Below are 19,936 nucleotides of genomic sequence, written 5' to 3'. Positions count from 1 at the left end.
GTGGTAATTCTACGCTTTGATCTAACGCGATCAATAAAGAGCAGAGTAGAACTTAAAGTTTACGCCATTACCCGCCCGGACGAACCGCCCCGTTGACATTGCTAACCCGAACGATTGAGACCATTTTTCAGTTATTAAGTGCTCTCTCAGCTTTAAGCTTCAGGTCTTGCCACACGCCCTTTCCGGGCTGATAAGAGAACAGGTTACGGTAAAATACTCGCCTCAGTCATTATATCCCCGCAGATAAAAGCGGGGATTTTCATCATGGTGAACGTGTTGCTTACCTGGCATGGCGCTAAAAGTCAGCCAGTTCAGCAATATGTTTGCCGCTGCGCAGCTCCAGAAAGTCGAGCAGGCGACGCGGCGTGACATTTAACACCCGATCCTCAGGAAAATCCACCTCGCGGGCGATGCGCAGGCAGTGATCAAAGTGACCCAGCGTAAACGCGGTGTGGGAATCGGAGCCAAATGCCAGCCGTCCACCGGCATCGCGCACGGCGGCGGCGATAGCCCGGCAGTTCGGTTCACTGCCCGGACGCGAATGGGTAAAGGAGGAGTTATTCAGCTCCAGCGCCACATCGTAGTGCGCGGCTGCCTCGGCGATAACCGGGATATCGACCGGGAATTTCGGGTTGCCGAAAGTAATTTGTGAACACATAGTGACGTTTCTCGCAAGTTTGTATACCTGTATCTCCCTTCCCTCATATGAAAAAACGCAAACATTAAAAAATTTTAGGATTTCGCTGATGTTTTATGCGAAATAGCGTTGCTCAAAAAAACCTTGAGGTGTATCTTTAGCACGCTGTTCATTTAAACAGCAAATACTTATAAGGATATGAAATGACTCAACATTCAGAATCTTTTGCAAGCATCGAGCAGATTACCTCTCGCCCAAAATTCTCAGCAAATTTGGAGATTAGTGTAGATAGTTTTAGCTCGCTTATAGGCCGTTATCATCTTGGTGAAAGCGTTCAATGTCAGGTCAAAACAGAACATGGAATCTGTGGACAAAAACATCAAAGAGGATATGTAGGCCTTACCAAGGATGGCAAGGAAGGGCTAATTGGTGGGATTTGTGGTGAGAAATATTTTAAAGAAGATACGCTTTTCGTTCAGGAAAAGAATCGTATTGATGCAGAAATTGATAAAAGAGAAAATGTTGAGAAACTACTTAGCTATAAAGAAAACTTTTTATCACTTTCCAGTAATTTCTCTGAATTCACTAAAAGCACTAAATCCCTCAAAAAGAAAACCGATATCCTCTATAACGGTTTCCCGGACATAGTTTTGGTGTATTTGTATCAAGCACAAAGGACTAAAAATTGGGACCTGAATGTAGACGTATTACGTCATACAAGAGGTGAAAAAGGAATGACAAGCAATTGGTATATTGAGAAACTTTGCACGTTTTCTCCTTTGCCTTCAGCTCAAGAAATACAGAGCCTGATTGGAAAGTTTGAAAACCTTCAAGCTATATTTAACGAAGCATGTTCTTCCAACATAGAAGAGTTGGGTACGCCTAAGTTAAAAGGTTATGTAAGAAGTTTGGCAGAGTTTTCTGAGCATGAATCACTTTTCAAAAAATATTATGCCGATACGGAAAGCTTTACTGCTGAACAAAGTTTAGAAAACTTATATTACGTCTGTGCAAATAATAAAGAAAAATTACTAACTGTAAGAACGATTTTATCCCTATTCACACAAGATCCTTCAGAGCATCAAATCAGATCAAAAATGGATGAAATCGAACGATTAACTAGAGCCAGGTTTGACAATTGTCAAGTAAGATATAATAAAACTGTAATGAAATTTAAGAAAAACAGCCTTGGTTAATTCAAAATAATTTATTTAAAAAATAAAGGCCGTTAGTGAGCGGCCTTTATTTTATTTAAAACACCCTTTCAAAATGCTTACCGATAAAAGGATCTGAATGCTGATAGTTATCCAAAATCGCTTTTAACATATTGAAGCTCATTTGATAACTGCTCATATCTCGTTTCATTTCCTCTAACCAATCTTGATCTAAAGAGTTATAACTTAACTCTGCATTATCTAAGAAAAGCTCTTCTGTCAGCCTAGATGGTTCAGAAGTTCCGAAGAAAATTATCATGAATTTTCTCATGTGCTCAGATACGTAATGAGAATATCTTAGATGTTCTTGAGTCAAATAGATAATTTCATCATACCTATGTTTCTTATCTTCTCTCACTCTCCAACCATAAGTTTCTAGCTCATGCAATTCTCGGTGTAGAACGCCATTAATTTCAAAAAGTTTTAAGTAAGCGTCAAGAAAACTTTTGAAGTTTGCTGAAGCAAACATTATATAGCTTTTCTTAAATCGTTCAAAATTACCGAGCGGTGGAAGTGCATCTCTGAATCCGTTCACGTAAATTACCGATTGGATATTATCGTTAATGGACGGTATCGTTTTATTCTTAATATTAAAAGCTGCTTGATATCCATCTTTAGTTGTCAATTCTGCTAACCAGTTCCTTGCAATCAAAACGCCCCATAAAGCAGCTAATGCCATTGAGAAGTCTGAAATAGCAGATATCCAATCCGTAAAGGAAGGAGAACCATCAGAAAACTTAGAAACAAATAAAAAAATAAGAATTATTATAACTAACCCATAAAAACCAAGGCGGTTCTTTCTTTCACGCAATGTAAGCTTCCTGATCGCTTCAATCGCTGAAAGGATATCTGAAACAATCACACCAAACATAGGTTTCATCTTCCATATCATGACTTAAATAAATTTTAAATGAATTTAGACAAATAGGATAGATATAATTAGAAAACCATCATATAGATGGCTTAACTTTTATAATAGAGTTGAAATTTTACTCAAAGGAACAGATCTGAATAGGTAACCCTGCACGCCCCATACCCCACTTTCAAGCAGGATCGGCAATTCCTCAATGTACTCAACGCCTTCTACTACAACACGGTCACGGTACCTTCTGATGTTAGCAATGAGAGTGCTGAAAGTGGGTTTCTCAACTTCCTGCCTGTAGAACTTACGATCAAGCTTAACTACCTCTTAGCACTGTGTAACGACAGCAGCCATGGATGAGTTACCTGCACCTAAATCGTCTAACCAGAGTATGTTCAGCTTCTCAACAAGACCTTTGATCAATGGGTTTTTCATGCCCTGGCTCAAACCTGCAAAGTCTTCTGAAATCTCTAGCCTGACAAAAGGTAACTGTGACCTGCTCACCGTTGATTAATGCATCTCTATGTTAATCATTTCTTCATTAGCAATGTGAGAACATCTCCATGAGAAAGCAATTTTGCGACGAACAGATCATCACTATCCTTTGCAAATCTAAAAGCGAAGATTCAATTCGGGAACTCAGCCGCCAAAAAGACAATTCAGACCCACCGCTTAACCTTGGTGCAGAAAGTCTGGCGGCATATAAGTTCCCGTCCTAATAAATTAAAAGTCAGCCAGTTCAGCAATAGGTTTGCCGCTACGCATTTCCAGAAAGTCGAGCAGACGACGCGGCGTGACATTTAACACCCGATCCTCAGGAAAATCCACCTCGCGGGCGATGCGCAGGCAGTGTTCAAAATTTCCAAGCGTGAAAGCCGTGTGGGAATCGGAGCCAAATGCCAGCCGTCCTCCGGCATCACGCACGGCGGCGGCGATAGCCCGGCAGTTCGGTTCACTGCCTGGACGCGAGTGCGTAAAGGAGGAGTTATTCAGCTCCAGCGCCACGTCATAGTGCGCTGCGGCCTCGGCGATCGCCGGGATATCGACCGGGAATTTCGGGTTGCCCGGATGGCTGATGATATGAACCAGCCCACCTGCCATGGCGGCGATCATCGCATCAGTGTGATGTTTTCTGTCGCGCGGCGCATAAACCGGTTCGTGAAAACCGGCGACGATCAAATCCAGCGCATCGAGCATCGGGCCGGAACAGTCGATCTCGCCCTGCTGGTTTTTAATATTGGCTTCGATGCCGCGCAGAATCCCCACGCCATCGATCACGCGCGGCCAGACGCGCATATTAATAAAATGCCAGTAGTGCGGTGCGTCGGCCATATCGGGGCCGTGATCGGTAATGGCAAACAGTTTCAGGCCGGTTTGCTTCGCCTGAGTCACGTAATCGTGCAGCGTGCTGTAAGCATGCGTGCTGGCGATGGTGTGCATATGCAGATCTACCGGATACATCCTCTTCTCCTGCTGAGTGCCCCTGACGGGGCTAGTTCATTAATAGCCGCGCTGACGATCCACCCTGCCCTGCGGCGGCTCGCCTGCCTGATCCTGGTGGATGGCGCGGGCGATGTAGTCGATAGCTTCGTCGATCAAGGTTACCGCCGCATTATGGGGGGTGATCGTGACACGCGGATGTGACCAGAGCGGATGCGCCTCCGGCAGCGGTTCAACCTGAAAGACATCCAGCGCCGCCGCTTTCAGCTGACCGCTATTAAGCGCGGCCAGCAGATCTTCTTCCACCACCTGCGCGCCACGCGCGATGTTGAGGAAGAATGCGCCGTGCGGCAGTTGCTGTAAAAAGTGGTGGTCGATAAGATTGATGGTCTCGTGCGTGCTTGGCAGCAGATTGATCACCACCCGCGTCTCCTGCAGAAAGGCAGACAAAGCATCGCGTCCGGCAAAGCTGGTCACGCCGTCGATCGCTTTCGGTGAGCGGCTCCAGACGCGCAGCGGGAATCCCCAGGGTTTCAGGCTCTCCACCACGCTTTGTCCCAGTACGCCCGCGCCCAGGATGCCGATGGTGAACTCTTCACGCGTGTAAGCGGGCAGAGGCTGCCAGCACTGTTGCTGCTGCTGAAGACGGTAGTCGTCAAAACGACGGAACCAGCTCAGCACGCTATGCACCGCATACTCCTGCATCTGCCGCGCCATCCCGGTATCTTCCAGCCGGTAAAGCGGCACGCTCTCGGGCAGCATCTCAGGATGCTGCTGCAGCTGTTTCAGAATCTCGTCAACGCCTGCACCCAGCGCAAAGACGCCGCGCAGCGTGGCGCGTCCCTGCAGCATCTCTGCGGGCGGGGAACGGACCAGCGCGTAATCAGCCGGACCGTCGTCGCCTGGCTGCCAGGCACGCACCCGCGCCAGGGGCAGACGCTGTTGTAAACCGTTAATCCAGGCCGCTGCAGACTGCGACGGGTGATACCAGATGATCTCCATCCTGCTCTCCTTTTTTTCTTTCAGCGTCAGGGAAAAGCGGAGTGAGAGCAAGAAAAAACCGGCGTGATAAAGCGGTTTTTTCCATAAAAATAATTCCCGTGGCTTCACATTTCCGGCTCGCTTCAGGGTGAAGTGGTCAGATAAGGTCTAAAGTTGGTCCTGTGGTCAATGCGTTACGCGCGGCCGCATTTCGGACAAGGAGAAAAACCGATGACAAAAATTGAGGTAAACGCCGACTCACGGCGTCAGCGTTATGCGCCCTTTCTGCTCTCGTTGCTGCTGAGCGTACCCGCTTTCACCACCCATGCCGACGACAACAGCCGCATGCTGAATAATCAGCCGCAGCCGCCGGACGTTCGTTTAGGGCCGCTGTTTAACGCCGTGCAACAGGCGAAGTTCTATCCCGATCAAAAGACCTTTGCGGATGCGGTACCGAAATTCGATCCCGCCTCGATTCTTGCCGACTGGCAGATGCAGAAGAAACAACGCAACTTCGATCTGAAGCATTTTGTTGATACCAACTTTACCCTGCCCGCTGCCGGTGACAAATATGTGCCGCCCGCCGGACAAAACCTGCGTGAACACATTGATGGCCTGTGGCCAGTGCTGACCCGCACCACCAGTAGCGCTGGTCAGTATGATTCGCTGCTGCCTTTGCCTAAGCCCTATGTGGTGCCAGGCGGGCGTTTCCGCGAAGTCTATTACTGGGACAGCTACTTCACCATGCTGGGGCTGGCCGAGAGCGGACACTGGGACAAAGTGCAGGATATGACGGATAACTTCGCCTCACTCCTTGACCGTTATGGCCACATCCCCAACGGCAACCGCAGCTACTACCTTAGTCGTTCACAGCCGCCGTTCTTCAGCCTGATGGTCGATCTGCTGGCGACGCACGATGACGGTAAAGCCTATACCCGCTACCTGCCGCAGTTGCAGAAAGAGTATGACTACTGGATGGCCGACAGCGATAAAGTGGCGGCCGGTGGAGCCAGCAAGCGGGTGATTAAGCTGGCGGACGGTACGCTGCTCAACCGCTACTGGGATGCACGCGACGTGCCACGTACAGAATCCTGGATGGATGACATTGCTACCGCGCAGAAAGCGTCGCAGCGCAACAAAGCTGAACTCTATCGCGAGCTGCGTTCCGGTGCGGCGTCGGGCTGGGATTTCAGTTCGCGCTGGTTTACCGATGCGCACAATCTGTCGACAATCCGCACCACACAGCTGGCCCCGGTTGACCTTAACAGCCTGATGTTCCATCTGGAGCAGACGCTGTCGAAAGGCTACCAGATGAACAAGCAGAGCGATCTGGCGAAGCAGTTTGCCGATCGCGCGGAGAAGCGCCAGGCGGCAATCAATCGCTATCTGTGGGACAGCAAACAGAACTGGTACGCTGACTATGACTGGCAGAAAAAGCAGGTCCATCCGCAGTTGACTGCCGCCGCGTTGTTCCCGCTCTATCTGCAGGTCGCCAGTGACAGGCAGGCTGAAAGCACCGCCAGCGCGGTCGAAAAACAGCTGCTGAAACCAGGCGGTCTGGTGACCACCACCGTGAACAACGGCCAGCAGTGGGATGCACCGAATGGCTGGGCACCGCTTCAGTGGGTTGCCGTGGAAGGTCTGGAGCACTACAACCAGCCGAAACTGGCGAAAGAGGTAGGCTTACGCTTCCTGCAAAACGTCCAGAACACCTATGACCGTGAGCATAAACTGGTTGAGAAGTATGTCGTAGATGGCAAAAATCTCGGCGGCGGTGGCGGCGGTGAGTATCCGCTGCAGGATGGCTTTGGCTGGACCAACGGCGTCACGCTGAAACTGCTGGATAAGTACTGCCCGAAAGATAAAACCTGTAACAGCGCCCACGATATTCCTCAGGCGTCTGCTTCGCAAAACTGATCCACTCTGGATACCTCTGGCCCCGCCGGAGGTATCCGCACCCCATTTCAGCGAATTTTACTTGACCTTCTTACATCAACAGGCAAAATTGCAGCCAATTTACAAAAGGTAATAGTTCTCATTATGATAATGAGATTGCCTATCAATAATTTTATTCACCTGCCTGAACCTTTGCCAAGAAAGGAATTTTGATGAAACTGTCATTGTCGCTGAAAGGTCATATTCGCCTCTGCATCCTGGCGCTGACCGCGCCTGCTCTGAGTTATGCTGCCGATATGGTGGTCACGGCCCAACCGCAGGAAGATTCGACCTCGCCGACCCAGGGCTATCTGGCGACCACCAGCCAGGGCGCAACCAAAAGCGATCGTTCGCTGATTACCACGCCGCAATCGATATCTGTAGTCACCCGCCAGCAGATGCAGGATCAGGGCGCACTGACCCTGAATCAGGCGCTGGGCTACAGCTCTGGTGTCTTCACCAACTTTGGTGGTGCGGCTACCCGTTATGACACTATTGCCCTGCGTGGCTTCCACGGTGGCGATGTCGATAACACCTTCCTCGATGGTATGCGGGTGATGAGCGACGGCGGCAGTTTCAACGTATTGCAGGTGGATAACGCCTTCCTTGAGCGCATCGACGTGATCAAAGGCCCCTCTTCTGCGCTCTATGGTCAGACGGTGCCGGGTGGACTGGTGAACATGGTGACCAAGCGTCCTCAGTTCGCGGAAGAGGGTCATATTCAATTGCAGGCGGGCAGCAACGCCACCACCGGCACGATGTTTGACTACACCAATGCGATCAACGACCAGTGGGCGTTTCGCCTGACCGGCGTGACCCGCAACAGCGATACCCAGTACGATCACACGCGCGAAGAGAAATATGCGCTGATGCCGCAACTGATGTGGCAGCCGGATGAAGATACCCATCTGATCCTGAAAGCCTATCTGCAGAAAGATCCATCAGGCGGCTATCACGGTTCTGTACCGGGAGACGGCAGCCTCACCGAACACAACGGCTACAAGCTGAGCAACGGCTTTTATGAGGGCAACAGCGATCTCGATCAGTTCAAGCGCCACGAACAGATCTACAGCTTCGATTTCGCCCATCGCTTTAACGACGTCTGGTCGTTCTCCTCGACCGGCAGCTACAGCCACTCAAATGTCGATCTCGATCAGGTCTATCAGGTTGGCTGGGATAAAAATAATCCCGATCTGCTGAACCGCTACTACTCTGGCGAGCGCTCATCACTCTCCGCCTGGTCCACAGATAACCGCTTACAGGCAGAGTTCAACACCGGCGAACTGGAGCACCGCGTCACGCTGGGTGCTGAGTATCATCGTTACAAAAATGAGATCAGCGCGGCGGGCGGTTCGGCCAGCCAGCTTAATGCCGTGACCGGCGAGCAGGTGGGTGAGATGCCGGATTACACCTGGGCGGATAAAACCCGTCGCTACTATCAGACCGGCCTCTATCTGCAGGATGAGATGAAGCTGGATCGCTGGCATCTGGATCTCTCCGGCCGTTATGACCGTATCGTCGCCAATAACAGCGGCAGCGATCGTCGTCAGGATGATCACATCAGTGGTCGCGCCGCGCTGCTTTATGCCTTCGACAACGGCATTTCGCCTTATGTGAGCTGGAGCCAGGCGATTACCCCAACCGCGCTCACCGATCCCAATAATAATCTGCTGAAGCCGACCACTGCCGAGCAGTATGAAGCCGGGGTGAAATATCAGCCGGTGGGCACACGCGATCTCTACAGCGTGGCGGTCTATGATCTGACGCAGAAAGATGTGGCAAACCGCAACGTGCTGACAGCAACTTATTCGCCATCGGGCAAAGTCCATTCACAGGGTATTGAGCTGGAAGCGCGTAACCAGTTAACCCCGCGTCTGAGCACCGTGGCGAGCTATACGCTGAATCATCTGCGCTTTAAAGAGTCGGTGGATGGCAACAGTGGGCATACGCCGTATGTCACCCCCAACAGCATGGCTGCACTCTGGGGTCATTATCAGTTTGATTACGGTCTGAGTGCAGGTGCAGGTGTGCGTTACATCGGCAAACAGTGGGCAGACAACCAGAACACCACGCGCGTGCCGTCTGTGACGCTGTTTGATGCGTCAGTGCGGGCCGATCTGGGCGTCTGGAACAGCAGCCTGAAAGGCGCATGGGTGCAGGTCAACGCCAATAACCTGACCGACCGCACCTATGTGGCGGGCTGTTACGGCACGGGCTATTGCTACTGGGGCGCGGAACGCAGCGTGATGGCAACAGTCGGTTACGACTTCTGATAGCAGAGTAAAAGATAAAAAAAGGGGACGAATCGCTTCGTCCCCTTTTCTGTTGAAACTGTTTCGGTTAACTGCGTACTTTGCGGTAAACGAACAGCACCACGATGGCACCGATCACTGCGACAACAAAACTACCGAAGTTAAACCCATCGACGCGGCCGAAGCCAAACAGCGTACTGATCCAGCCACCAACTACGGCACCGATAATACCCAGCACGATAGTCAGAATGAAACCGCCACCGTCTTTACCCGGCATAATCCACTTCGCCAGAATACCCGCGATTAAGCCAAAGACGATCCAGGAAATAATACCCATCTGTTGCTCCTTCCTTTTTATGATTAAATCGTGAACGCCTGATTTATCAAGCGGTTTACCGCGATAATTATAGCCAGCTTTTTGAAAATTGCCTGCCTGCTCACAGTTATTATTCATGAAGGGCAAATTAAAGCTTTTTTTAGTCGCGCCGATAACCGAAACGAGACAAAAAAACAGCATAAAAACAGTAACCCCCTTGTGGAGCAGGACGTGAAAGAAGCCGACCAGGAACAATATCTAAAACGTGGCACGCTGGCGGTTCTGGGCGTTATGAAAGATCTGCTGCGATTGCAGACGCCATTACTGGTGCGCTTTCCGCGCGGGCAGTTTATCAGCCGGATGCTGACTGCCGATAAAGATCGCCTGGTGTTTGACCTCGGCAGTAATAACCTGGATAACGACTATGCCCTGACCAGCGACGATCTCAGTATCACCGCTGAAACTTTCGGTGCGAAGGTGGAGTTCAGCCTCGCCTCACTGGAACGCATAGATTTTGAAGGCTTACCCGCTTTCAGCGCGCCGCTGCCGGACCTGCTGTGGCAGATTCAGCGTCGGGAATTTTTCCGGGTCTGCGCCCCAATGGAGCCGCAGTTCTGGTGTCACACCGTGTGGCCGGATGGCCGTAAAACGCGCCTGCGGTTACAGGATCTCTCCCTGGGCGGTCTTGGCGTGCTGGTGGATGAACCGCTGCCGGAAGGATTGCAGAATGGCGACAGCTTCAATCCGTTCCGGGTCGAGCTGGGCGATTATGGCATTTTTGAAGTGCCGGTAAAGTTGCTGAATATTGGCGAGCGCTGTGTCGTCACCCGCAAAAATGAAACCCTGATTACACCCCGCCTGAGCTTCCGGTTTGCCACGCTGAACCCGGCGCAGGAGCGGCAGCTTCAGCAGATTATTTTTGCCCTTGAGCGCCTGGCGCGCGATAAATCGACCCGCTTCCAGTAACCGCTTTACGGATGCGCCACACAGGTGGACCGCATCCAGGCTATGCTTCTTGCTTGTTTTCTTTTAAACCGGAACCCAGCAAGGAGATCCTCCCCAATGGAAAACTGGCTCTCTTCACGTCGTTTTCAATCCCTCTTTTTTAATCAGGAACTCTGGCTCAACAGCGCTATCGTGGTGGTCGCCACCCTGGTGATTTACTGGGTACTACGTACCCTGATTCGCTTTATCTCCAACCGGATTGCCCTTTACAGCGAACATCGTCATGTCCGCGCCACCGCGATTCTGGTGGAGATACTGCGCAGTACCAGCCAGACCCTGCTGCTGATCTTTTCGCTGCTGATTGCCCTGAAGTTTGTTGATCTGCCCGCCTCCTGGAGCGTGACCATCGCGCACGGCTGGTTCCTTGCGCTGATTGTGCAGCTCGCGCTGTGGATCGACTGCGGCATCCGGCTATGGCTGAAAAGCCTGCTGCGCGATCCGCTGCATGTGCGTAACCCGGTGACGACGGTGATTCTGGGGATCCTGCTGCGGGTGGTGGTCTGGATCATGATGTTCCTGGCGATTCTGTCAAACATGGGTATCAACATTACCGCGCTGGTTGCCAGCCTGGGGGTCGGCGGTATTGCGATTGCGCTGGCGATTCAGACCGTGCTGAGTGATGTCTTTGCGTCGCTGGCGATAGGCTTCGATAAGCCGTTTGAGCATGGCGATTTTATTGTGTTTGGTGATATTGCCGGTTCCATCGAGCATATTGGCCTGAAAACCACCCGCCTGCGTAGTCTGAGCGGTGAGCAGATCGTCTGCTCGAACACCATTCTGTTGCAGCAGACCATCCACAACTACAAGCGCATGCAGCAGCGCCGCATCGTCTTTAAGTTTGGTATCAGCTACGCCACACCGTCTGAGCAGGTCAGAGAGATCAGCCCGCTGGTGAAAGAGATTATTCAGGGCGTTGAGACCACCCGTTTTGACCGCGCCCACTTCCTGGCTTTCGAGGACTCAAAACTGACCTTCGAAGTGGTCTATTTTGTGCTGGATGCGGATTACAACAAATACATGGACATCCAGCAGGAGATTAACCTGCAACTGATGGCGGCGCTGGAAGAGCGCAACATCCGCTTCGCCTTCCCGATTCGTCAGGTGGAATTCAGCGGCGGCAATCTGCCACCGGTAGATCTGGTGGCGGTGCAGAATGAAGATGATGAGGTGCGCAGAATGGCGCGTTAAGTCTGTGCCCGCTCCTCTGTTTAAGGGAGAGCGGGCATTCAGTCTTACCGCCTACTGATGCCGATAGCAGCTCACGCCGAGATATTCACTGAACGCCTCCTGCAACACCCCCGCCGTGGCAGAGTGATTCATCGCCACATGATGCTCGAAGCCATTCCGGCAGATCCACGCCAGCAGCGCCTCAAGCTGCGGCACCTGAATCACCGCACGACAGCCCACCGTGTCCAGCGGATCGGTGACAGACATCCCCTCACCCACATAGGCTTTTATTTCGCCGCTGAAGTCGTCGGTTGAGAGGCGGAAATAGGTCAGATCGCCCTGCTTCATCCGGCCATGCACTGCGCCGCAGGTGTTCTCTTTGCCCACAGTGGTGCCGATGATATCCGCCGTGCCCATGGTCGGTGACTCCAGGCTGGCACTGGCGAAGTTGCCGCAGTGAAACAGCACGCATTTGTCCCGTTCATCGCCAAAGTTGTTGTTCCAGTCCGCCAGCGAAGCGGGACTCAGCGAACAGCTGGCGAGCGCATACATCGACAGCGCCCCCATCACATCCACTTCGCAGGCGCTGGGCATCAGCTGCCCTGACATCACGCTCATGATTGAGCAGACGTTGATCCCCAGATTCTCCTGCAGCGAGGTCCAGCACTGAATGGCGGTGGTATCGATATCGTTGTCGCTGATCCACTCGCTGATCACCACAAACAGTTTGGCCATGGTCACCAGTTTGTCGCCCGGAATGCCGCGCGCATCGGCGTTAGCCTCCAGGATCTCACGCTTCCCGGCTACGCGGATATCGTCATCGCGCAGCCGGTTGGTGCGGGTGAAGATCTCCGATAAATCCAGGGTTTCTACCGCGATGCCCATCTTCTCCAGCAGCTTTTCGCTGTAGCGCACGGTGTTGAATCCAGCGGGACGGGCACCAATCGCCCCGACGCGTACCCGGCGCATGGCATTTACTACCCGACAAAGCTGGCTGAACCGCTGCAGGTCCTGCATAAAGACCTCACCGCTCAGGGCACAGACGTGCTGGCGGGTCAGGGTAAACGGGATGCCATATTGGCGCAGGTTATTGCAGAGCGAAATTTTGCCGCAGAAGCTGTCGCGGCGGGTCGCCAGCCCCATTTTATCCAGGTTGTCCTCTTCCGCCTGCACCAGCACCGGCACATTCAGCCCGGCCAGACGCAGCGCCTCGGCAATGGCCTTTTCATCGCCAAAGTTAGGCAGCAACACCACAATGCCGTGGATTTTCTCCCGGTGCTGGCGAAACAGTGCGGCGCAGGTTTTCGCCTCCTGCCGCGTCTCGACGCCGCCCAGATTGGTCTGGGTTTCATCCAGCATGACCGTATTGATGTTCATCTTTTCAAACAGCGCGACCGCCTGCTGGCGCGCCTCACCCACCAGATAGCTGGGGAAAAAACCCCGGTTGCCAATAATGACACCGAAGGTTAACTGCTGAGGAAGTGTTGACATGGCTCTGCTCCGGATAAGAATTAATGTGGCTGATAACGACAGCGTGCAACGGCGTCGATCCAGCCTTTATAGTTTTCCTGCATACGCTGCGCGTTCTCCTGGCGCGGCATGATGACGCTGCCGCCCTGCAGCGCCTGCATATCACTGCCCTGCTGCCACCATCCCAGCACTTTGCCTGCCAGCAATGCCGCACCCAGCGCGGAAACTTCGGCGGTGGGTACCCGCTGCAGCGGTCGTTGTAACACATCCGCCTGTAGCTGCATCAGCCAGCTATTTTCAGTGGCGCTGCCATCCACACAGAGCGCCGGAAGCTGCTGGCCGCTGGCCTGCTCCATCGCAAAAAAGACGTCGGCGATTTGCCAGACGATCGACTCCAGCGCCACCCGCGCCAGCACGTCGGGTGATGCAGCATCCGTCAGCCCGCACACCATGCCGCGCGCCTGCAGATCCCACCAGGGCGCGCCCAGGCCAGAAAGCGCCGGGACAAAATAGATGCCCTGATTGTCATCGCAGCGCTGCGCCATTGCGGTCAGCTCGCGCGGATCCTGCACCCCAAGCAGTTTGCCCAGCCAGGCAGCACCGGAACCGGTGTGGGTGATGTTGCCTTCAAACGCATAGCGCAGCGTGCCGTCGTGCCACGCCACCGTGGTGCTGAGGCCATTTTCCGTCAGCAGTGGCGTCGCCATGGACATCATCAGTGAAGATCCGGTGCCGTAAGTGGCTTTTACCACTTCAGACTCGCCACGCCGCTGCGCCTGCAGGGCCGCGTGGGAGTCACCAATACGCGCCAGAATCGGTGTGCCTGGCGCTAAGCCGGGAATATCGCTCACCGCCACCACGCCCTGTTCACTGGCTGAGGAGGTGATGCACGGCAGTGCGGCGCGTGGCAGTTGAAACAGCGCCAGCAGCTCGTCATCCCAGTCATTGAGGTGCAGGCTGTAGAGCTGCGTGCGGGAGGCGTTGGCATGATCGGTAATAAAGACTTCGCCCGCGCTGAGCTGCCAGCTGAGCCAGCTGTCAACCGTTCCGATACACAGCTCACCGGCAGCGGCCCGCGCCACGCCGTCCGGAATGACGGCCAGCATGCCGGTCAGCTTGGCGGCCGGAAACATCGGGTCAACGGCCAGGCCGGTCAAGCCGGTGATGCGTGGCGCTTTGCCCGCCTGACGCAGATCGCGACAGAATGACTCGGAGCGTCGATCCTGCCAGCTCACCAGCGGCGTCAGCGGCTGACCATCTCGCCGCTGCCAGATTAATACCGATTCACGCTGATTACTGATCGCCACGGCTGCCACAGGTGCACCGCCGCAATCTGCCAGGCAGTGGGTGATCGCCTGTTTTACCGCCTGCCAGATCGCCATGGGATCCTGCTCGGCCAGTCCGGGCTGCGGATGTTGCAGGGTTAAACTCTGGCTGCCACGCGCCACCACCCGGCCATCGCGATCAACCGCAATCGCCTTAGCATTGGTGGTGCCTTCGTCGATCGCCAGAATCAGAGGTCCCACCATTTTTATGCTCCTGCGCAGATGCGCGCTGCACTGTTGACCACGCTGCGGGCATCAATGCCATGATGAGCGCGGGTCGAGGCGCGATCGCCTGCAATCGCATATTCCCCATCCGGAATGCCGAGCCGTAATAGCCGGATGCCGCAGCCGCCTTCCGCCAGCACTTCAGCTACCAGGCTGCCGACGCCGCCATTGACGTTGTGCTCCTCTACGGTAATCACCGCTGGGTAGTGATTTAACAGGTTGCGCAGCTGTTGGGTATCACAGGGTCGAATCGATGGAACCGCGATCACACCGGCTGAAATGCCCTGTTCAGCCAGTTGCTCAGCGGCGTGAACCACCTCGTGAACCGTCGAACCCATCGCCACCAGCGCGATATCGCTACCTTCACGCAGCACATCGATCGCGCCCGGCCTGAACTGATAGCTTTCATCGTGCAGCTGCGGCAGATCTTTGCCATCCAGACGGATATAGACCGGCCCGACGTGCTCAAGGGCATAGTCAATGATCTGGCGGCACTCCAGCGGACACGAAGGTGCATAGATCTCGATGTTGCCGAATCCGCGCATCACCGCGATGTCATCAATGCTGTGGTGAGTGCTGGCTAACGGACCATAGCTGGCTCCGGAATTCAGCCCGAACAGTTTGACGTTGGTGTTGTTGTAGCAGACATCGACTTTGACCTGCTCATTGGCGCGAGACACCAGAAACGGCGCGGCGTTACAGGTCACCGCGACTTTGCCGCCCAGCGCCAGACCGGCCGCCGTGCCCACCAGCGTCTGCTCGGCGATGCCGACGTTAATCAGCCGGTCGGGAAACGCTTTGATAAAGGGGGCGATTTTGGCGGTGGAGGTAGAGTCGGCCACCACCGGCACCAGATCCACGCCGCGATTTACCGCGTCGATGAAAGCCGTGACCATGACGCTTGCTAAATGTTGTGCATTACTCATCTTTCAGTTCCTCCAGTGCCTGCGCGATCTCTTCGCCTTTCGGCACCCGGTGATGCCATTCCGCCTTGCTCTGGATAAAGGAAACGCCAAATCCCTTCTCGGTATGCGCGACAATGACCTGTGGTTTGCCGTTCTTCGGCAGGTTTTCAATGGTGTCGACGACGGCTGCCATGTCATTGCCGTTGCACTCGGTAACCTCCAGCCCAAAGGCGCGCCATTTCTCCGGCAGCGGATCGGTGTTCATGATGTCGCGGGTTGCACCCGCCAACTGCAGCTTGTTCTTGTCAGTGATGATGATCAGATTGTCGAGACCGTAATGCGCCGCGACCAGTGCCGCTTCCCAGTTGCTGCCTTCCGCCAGCTCACCATCGCCGGTGACCACAAAGATGCGGCGCGAACTGTTATCTTTTTTCGCCGCGATAGCGATGCCCACCGCCACCGGCAGTCCATGACCCAGCGCGCCGGTGTTCAGCTCGACACCCGGCGTTTTCTGCCGAACCGGATGGCCGGGCAGATGCGAGTCAGCATGCTGATAGGTTGCCAGCCAGTCAGTCGGAAAGTAGCCCGCTTCCGCCAGCACGCAGTAGTAGCCGCCCACCGCGTGCCCTTTTGACTGGATGTAGATGTCACGCTGATTGTCATCCGTGCGATCCGGCGCGCAGTTCAGAATGCGGAAGTAGAGCGCGGTGAGGATCTCTACCTGCGACAGATCAGCGCCGGTATGACCGCCAGCCGGACTGCCCGCGTTAAGCTGGATGATGCGGCGGCGGATAGCCCGAGCCCGACGCTCAAGGTCATCGACCGGAAGATTGAAAGGATTCATACACTACCTCTGAATTTTAAATCGGTTATGAATATATATTCATAGTGGTTAAAAAATTTTGTCCGCAAAACTCCCCGTTAATCCGGACAACCCGTTCTCTGCTCACCAGCACGACCAGCCCGGTTAAGTGCCATTAGGGTTTAGCTGGTGCTCCCTCCTCGATTAACGCTTTCTGAGCCACGACCGCTGCCTTCTGCTGCATCCGGCTCTGGGTCTGGTCGATAATGACCGCGATGATGATGACGATGCCTTTAATCACCATCTGCCAGAATTCACTGACACCCATCATGATCAGACCATCCGCCAGGAAACCAATGACGAACGCGCCAATCAGTGTACCGACAATGGTGCCGCGCCCGCCCGCCAGCGAGGTGCCACCCAGCACCACGGCGGCAATCGCATTCATCTCAAACGCGGTGCCGTTCGCCGGATGGCTGGCGACCAGTTGGGAGGAGACCACGATGCCCGCAATCGCCGCGCAGAAGCCCGACAGGGTGTAGACCAGGATTTTCACCTGCCGGGTTTTCACGCCCGACAGTTCAGCGGCGCGCTCGTTGTCACCGATGGCATAAACCTGGCGGCCAAACGGCAGGCGACGGGCGATATAGGCGATGACCAGCGCCAGCACCACCATCATCCAGATGGCGTAAGGCAGTCCGAGAAAGGTCCCGGCACCAATGCGATCAAAGCCGGTGTTGCCCAGCAGCGGATTGCCCTGCAAACCGGGAAAGGTCTCGCCGCCGGAGGTGAGCATCGCCGCGCCGCGCAGGATGTACATGGTACCCAGGGTGCAGATAAAGGGAGCGACGTTGTAGCGGGTAATGATCCAGCCGTTGCCCGCGCCAATCAGCGCCCCGATTATCAGCACCACCGGCACAATCACCCAGACGCTGGGGAAGATAGCGATGCCAAACATCGGCAGCACAATCCCTTTGGTGATCATCCAGCCGGCGACCATGCCGCACAGCCCCAGCGTCGCCCCAATAGACAGATCAATTCCCGCGGTGATGATGACAAAGGTGATGCCCAGCGCCAGAAAGGCGTTGATGGCGATGTGTTTCACCATGATCACCAGACTGCTGGTGGCGAGAAAGTCCGGCACGGTGATGGCGAAGAAGCCAACGATCAGAATCAGCGCAATAAAAGTGCGCAGTTTCAGAAGCAGCAGCAGAATGCTTTCACGTGAACTGAACGCTTTAGCCGGACGTGTGTTCAGCGCGACGCTGTTATTGCTTTTCATCCTCAGAACCCCTGCGCACTTGCTTTTACCAGCGCTGCCTCTTCCGCCTGGTCGCGGGGAAGATCAGCCGTAAGTTTGCCGCCCGACATCACCAGGATGCGATCGGCTACTGCCATAATCTCTTTCAGGTCTGAGGTGGAGAACAGCACCGCGAGACCCTGCTGCGACAGGGCCACCATCATGCGGAACACTTCCGCCTTTGCGCCGACATCAATGCCGCGACTCGGCTCATCCAGCAGCAGCAGACGCGGATGGGTCAGCAGCGCGCGGCCAATCACCACTTTCTGCTGGTTGCCGCCACTCAGTGCGCTGATGGCAACGTCCGGCGAGGAGATTTTGATCGCCAGGTTGCCCACCGTCTGGTTCACCGCCTGCTGCTCCGCTTCGTGCGCAATGGCAAAGCGATGCGACAGTCGCCGCCACAGGCTGGCGATGGTGAGATTACTGGCGACCGACGAGACCGGGAAAATTCCGGCGCGTTTGCGATCTTCCGGCACCAGACTCATGCCCATGCGGATACGATCGGCGGTGGGCAAACGGGTTGGCAGCGGCTTGCTGTCGAGCCACAGCTTGCCCAGATAGTGACGCTGAGTGCCCAGCAGACATTCAAACAGTTCGGTGCGGCCCGCCCCCATTAGCCCGTAAATGCCGACAATTTCGCCGGCCCGCACCTGAAAACTGACATCATCGACCAGGGTATTGCCGTTGGGGCTGACGCAGGTGATGTGCTGGGCCTCAAGAACCGGCGCGCCAAACTCACGCTCATCTGGCAGGAAGGTGGTGACCGGTTCACTGCCCAGCATCTCGCGCACTATCCACGGCACATCAATGGAGCTGACCGGCGCTTCCGCCTGAAAACGGCCGTCGCGCAGAATGGTAATTACGTCGCCAATCGCCATCAGCTCTTCCAGCCGGTGGGAAATATAAATAAGCGTGACGCCCTGCTGCGTCAGGTCGCGGATTACCCGGAACAGGATCTCCACCTCGGTTTTACTCAGCGCCGAGGTCGGCTCGTCGAGGATCAGGATATCCGCATCTTCTGCCAGCGCTTTGGCGATCTCCACCAGCTGCTGCTGACCCACTTTGAGATTGCCGACCCGCTCATTGGGCGAAATCGGCTGGTCGAGACGAGCCATCAGTGCGGCCGTACGCCGTGCCTGTTCCGCCTCATTGATCGGCGCCAGTCCACGCTGGATCTCCCGGCCCAGAAACAGGTTTTCCGCCACCGTGAGATTTTCAAACAGATTCAGCTCCTGATGCACCATACCGATGCCGTGCCGGGCGGCGTCACGGGTACTGCTCAGCGTCAGCGGCTCACCATTCAGGAACAGCGAACCGGCGGTAGGCTGCTGCACGCCCGCCAGAATCTTCATCAGGGTCGATTTGCCCGCGCCGTTTTCCCCGATGATGACGTTAACTTTGCCACGCCAGACCCGGTAGTCGACGCGATCCAGCGCCAGCGTGCCGGGAAACAGCATCGAGATCTGCTCGGCCCGCAGAATGATTTCATCCTCCATCAGGGCGTCCCCCGCTTCAGCTCAATCGCCACCACTTCTTCAACGCTGTTCTGGCCGATGCTGACGGCCAGCAGCGCCTGTACCGGCTGATTGACCCAGCTGGCATCCAGCGGCGGCAACTGCTTCACCGCATGACGGTTCAGCGCCCGGGTCAGCTGGGCGTACTGCACCTGATTCGTGAACTCTTCGAAACGGAAACCGGCGGCATCCCGGATAGCGTTACTGCGCAGCACCGGCCCGACGCTTACCGCCACCGGCTTGCCGTTGATCATCAACGTCAGCGTGCGTTCACGCGGATTACGCTCATCAAAGGCGCTGGCCGTCCCGCTGGCCCGCACGAAGACGCTTTCACGCCCGCCAGATTGAACCGTCTGGCTTTTCGCCTCCATATCAGCCCAGCTCAGCGCGTGGCCGTTCGCGGTGGTCATCACGCGCGGCTGCCAGGTCTCCTCCGCAATCTGCTGCGGCGTCTGGGTGGTATAGCTGGGTTTCGCGTGCGGATCTTTTGGCATGATCGGGTTTCCGTCCGCATCCAGATCCACCACCGTGCAGGCGCTGAGCAGCGCCATACCGGTCAATACCGCCAGTATCCGTTTCATAG

General features: G+C 54.8%; 16 protein-coding genes and 1 pseudogene. 5 read left to right on the top strand and 12 right to left on the bottom strand.

Translation table 11 applies throughout. From position 1 onward, the window contains the following. Positions 1-295: 295 nt before the first annotated feature. Positions 296-637: pseudogene (locus AC2LB6_RS17455) on the bottom strand (phosphatase); the annotation flags it as partial. Between the two features lie 203 nt (positions 638-840). On the opposite strand from AC2LB6_RS17455, the gene AC2LB6_RS17450 reads away from it, so the two are divergent. Then, entirely contained in the window at positions 841-1,833 is a 993-nt protein-coding gene (locus AC2LB6_RS17450) for a hypothetical protein (protein WP_490094438.1), read from the top strand. 55 nt (positions 1,834-1,888) lie between these two features. Here the strand turns inward: AC2LB6_RS17450 and AC2LB6_RS17445 are convergent, their stop codons facing one another. The 3 genes from AC2LB6_RS17445 to ghrA all read right to left on the bottom strand — a co-directional run bounded on the left by AC2LB6_RS17445 (position 1,889) and on the right by ghrA (position 5,155). Beyond that, a complete protein-coding gene (locus AC2LB6_RS17445; RefSeq protein ID WP_490094437.1) occupies positions 1,889-2,731 on the bottom strand; it encodes a hypothetical protein in 843 nt (280 codons plus the stop codon). A 705-nt stretch (positions 2,732-3,436) separates the two neighbouring features. After that, positions 3,437-4,174 carry a phosphatase gene (locus AC2LB6_RS17440; protein WP_490094436.1) on the bottom strand — a complete coding sequence of 246 codons (738 nt, stop codon included), beginning with the start codon at positions 4,172-4,174 and terminating at the stop codon, positions 3,437-3,439. 39 nt (positions 4,175-4,213) lie between these two features. Beyond that, positions 4,214-5,155 carry a glyoxylate/hydroxypyruvate reductase GhrA gene (gene ghrA / locus AC2LB6_RS17435; RefSeq protein ID WP_490094435.1) on the bottom strand — a complete coding sequence of 314 codons (942 nt, stop codon included), beginning with the start codon at positions 5,153-5,155 and terminating at the stop codon, positions 4,214-4,216. Positions 5,156-5,365: 210 nt separating this feature from the next. Between ghrA and treA the strand changes: the two genes are divergently transcribed. Together treA and AC2LB6_RS17425 are read left to right on the top strand one after the other, a co-directional pair. Further along, a complete protein-coding gene (gene treA, locus AC2LB6_RS17430) occupies positions 5,366-7,051 on the top strand; it encodes an alpha,alpha-trehalase TreA (RefSeq protein ID WP_490094434.1) in 1,686 nt (561 codons plus the stop codon). A 191-nt stretch (positions 7,052-7,242) separates the two neighbouring features. Continuing rightward, positions 7,243-9,342, top strand: a complete 2,100-nt coding sequence (locus AC2LB6_RS17425; protein WP_490094433.1) for a TonB-dependent siderophore receptor — start codon at positions 7,243-7,245, stop codon at positions 9,340-9,342. 67 nt (positions 9,343-9,409) lie between these two features. On the opposite strand, the gene AC2LB6_RS17420 is transcribed toward AC2LB6_RS17425, so the two are convergent. Next, complete coding sequence (locus AC2LB6_RS17420; RefSeq protein ID WP_013357556.1) at positions 9,410-9,658, bottom strand: GlsB/YeaQ/YmgE family stress response membrane protein; 249 nt, start codon at positions 9,656-9,658, stop codon at positions 9,410-9,412. 210 nt (positions 9,659-9,868) lie between these two features. Between AC2LB6_RS17420 and AC2LB6_RS17415 the strand changes: the two genes are divergently transcribed. Continuing rightward, positions 9,869-10,603, top strand: a complete 735-nt coding sequence (locus AC2LB6_RS17415) for a flagellar brake protein (RefSeq protein WP_490094432.1) — start codon at positions 9,869-9,871, stop codon at positions 10,601-10,603. Between the two features lie 96 nt (positions 10,604-10,699). Beyond that, positions 10,700-11,830 carry a mechanosensitive ion channel family protein gene (locus tag AC2LB6_RS17410; RefSeq protein WP_490094431.1) on the top strand — a complete coding sequence of 377 codons (1,131 nt, stop codon included), beginning with the start codon at positions 10,700-10,702 and terminating at the stop codon, positions 11,828-11,830. Positions 11,831-11,881: 51 nt separating this feature from the next. Here the strand turns inward: AC2LB6_RS17410 and AC2LB6_RS17405 are convergent, their stop codons facing one another. From AC2LB6_RS17405 to AC2LB6_RS17375, 7 genes are all read right to left on the bottom strand, one after another. After that, positions 11,882-13,300, bottom strand: a complete 1,419-nt coding sequence (locus AC2LB6_RS17405) for an L-fucose/L-arabinose isomerase family protein (RefSeq protein ID WP_490094430.1) — start codon at positions 13,298-13,300, stop codon at positions 11,882-11,884. 20 nt (positions 13,301-13,320) lie between these two features. Continuing rightward, complete coding sequence (locus tag AC2LB6_RS17400; RefSeq protein WP_490094429.1) at positions 13,321-14,808, bottom strand: FGGY family carbohydrate kinase; 1,488 nt, start codon at positions 14,806-14,808, stop codon at positions 13,321-13,323. Between the two features lie 2 nt (positions 14,809-14,810). Then, positions 14,811-15,755 (bottom strand): transketolase family protein, encoded by a 945-nt coding sequence (locus tag AC2LB6_RS17395; protein WP_490094428.1) that lies wholly within the window; start codon positions 15,753-15,755, stop codon positions 14,811-14,813. Then, complete coding sequence (locus tag AC2LB6_RS17390; RefSeq protein WP_490094427.1) at positions 15,748-16,578, bottom strand: transketolase; 831 nt, start codon at positions 16,576-16,578, stop codon at positions 15,748-15,750. The genes AC2LB6_RS17395 and AC2LB6_RS17390 overlap by 8 nt, the downstream gene beginning before the upstream one ends. A gap of 133 nt (positions 16,579-16,711) precedes the next feature. Further along, on the bottom strand, positions 16,712-17,818 hold the full coding sequence (locus AC2LB6_RS17385) for an ABC transporter permease (RefSeq protein ID WP_490094426.1): 1,107 nt from the start codon (positions 17,816-17,818) through the stop codon (positions 16,712-16,714). A gap of 2 nt (positions 17,819-17,820) precedes the next feature. Continuing rightward, positions 17,821-19,335: a sugar ABC transporter ATP-binding protein gene (locus AC2LB6_RS17380; protein ID WP_490094425.1), complete on the bottom strand. Its 1,515-nt coding sequence runs from the start codon at positions 19,333-19,335 to the stop codon at positions 17,821-17,823. Then, on the bottom strand, positions 19,335-19,934 hold the full coding sequence (locus AC2LB6_RS17375; protein ID WP_490094424.1) for a DUF2291 family protein: 600 nt from the start codon (positions 19,932-19,934) through the stop codon (positions 19,335-19,337). The genes AC2LB6_RS17380 and AC2LB6_RS17375 overlap by 1 nt, the downstream gene beginning before the upstream one ends. Positions 19,935-19,936 lie beyond the last annotated feature (2 nt).

It is taken from the genome of Pantoea sp. RCC30.1 (genome assembly GCF_058148845.1).
The sequence above is the reverse complement of the archived record's forward strand: the minus strand, read 5'-3'. Positions and strand labels throughout refer to the sequence as shown.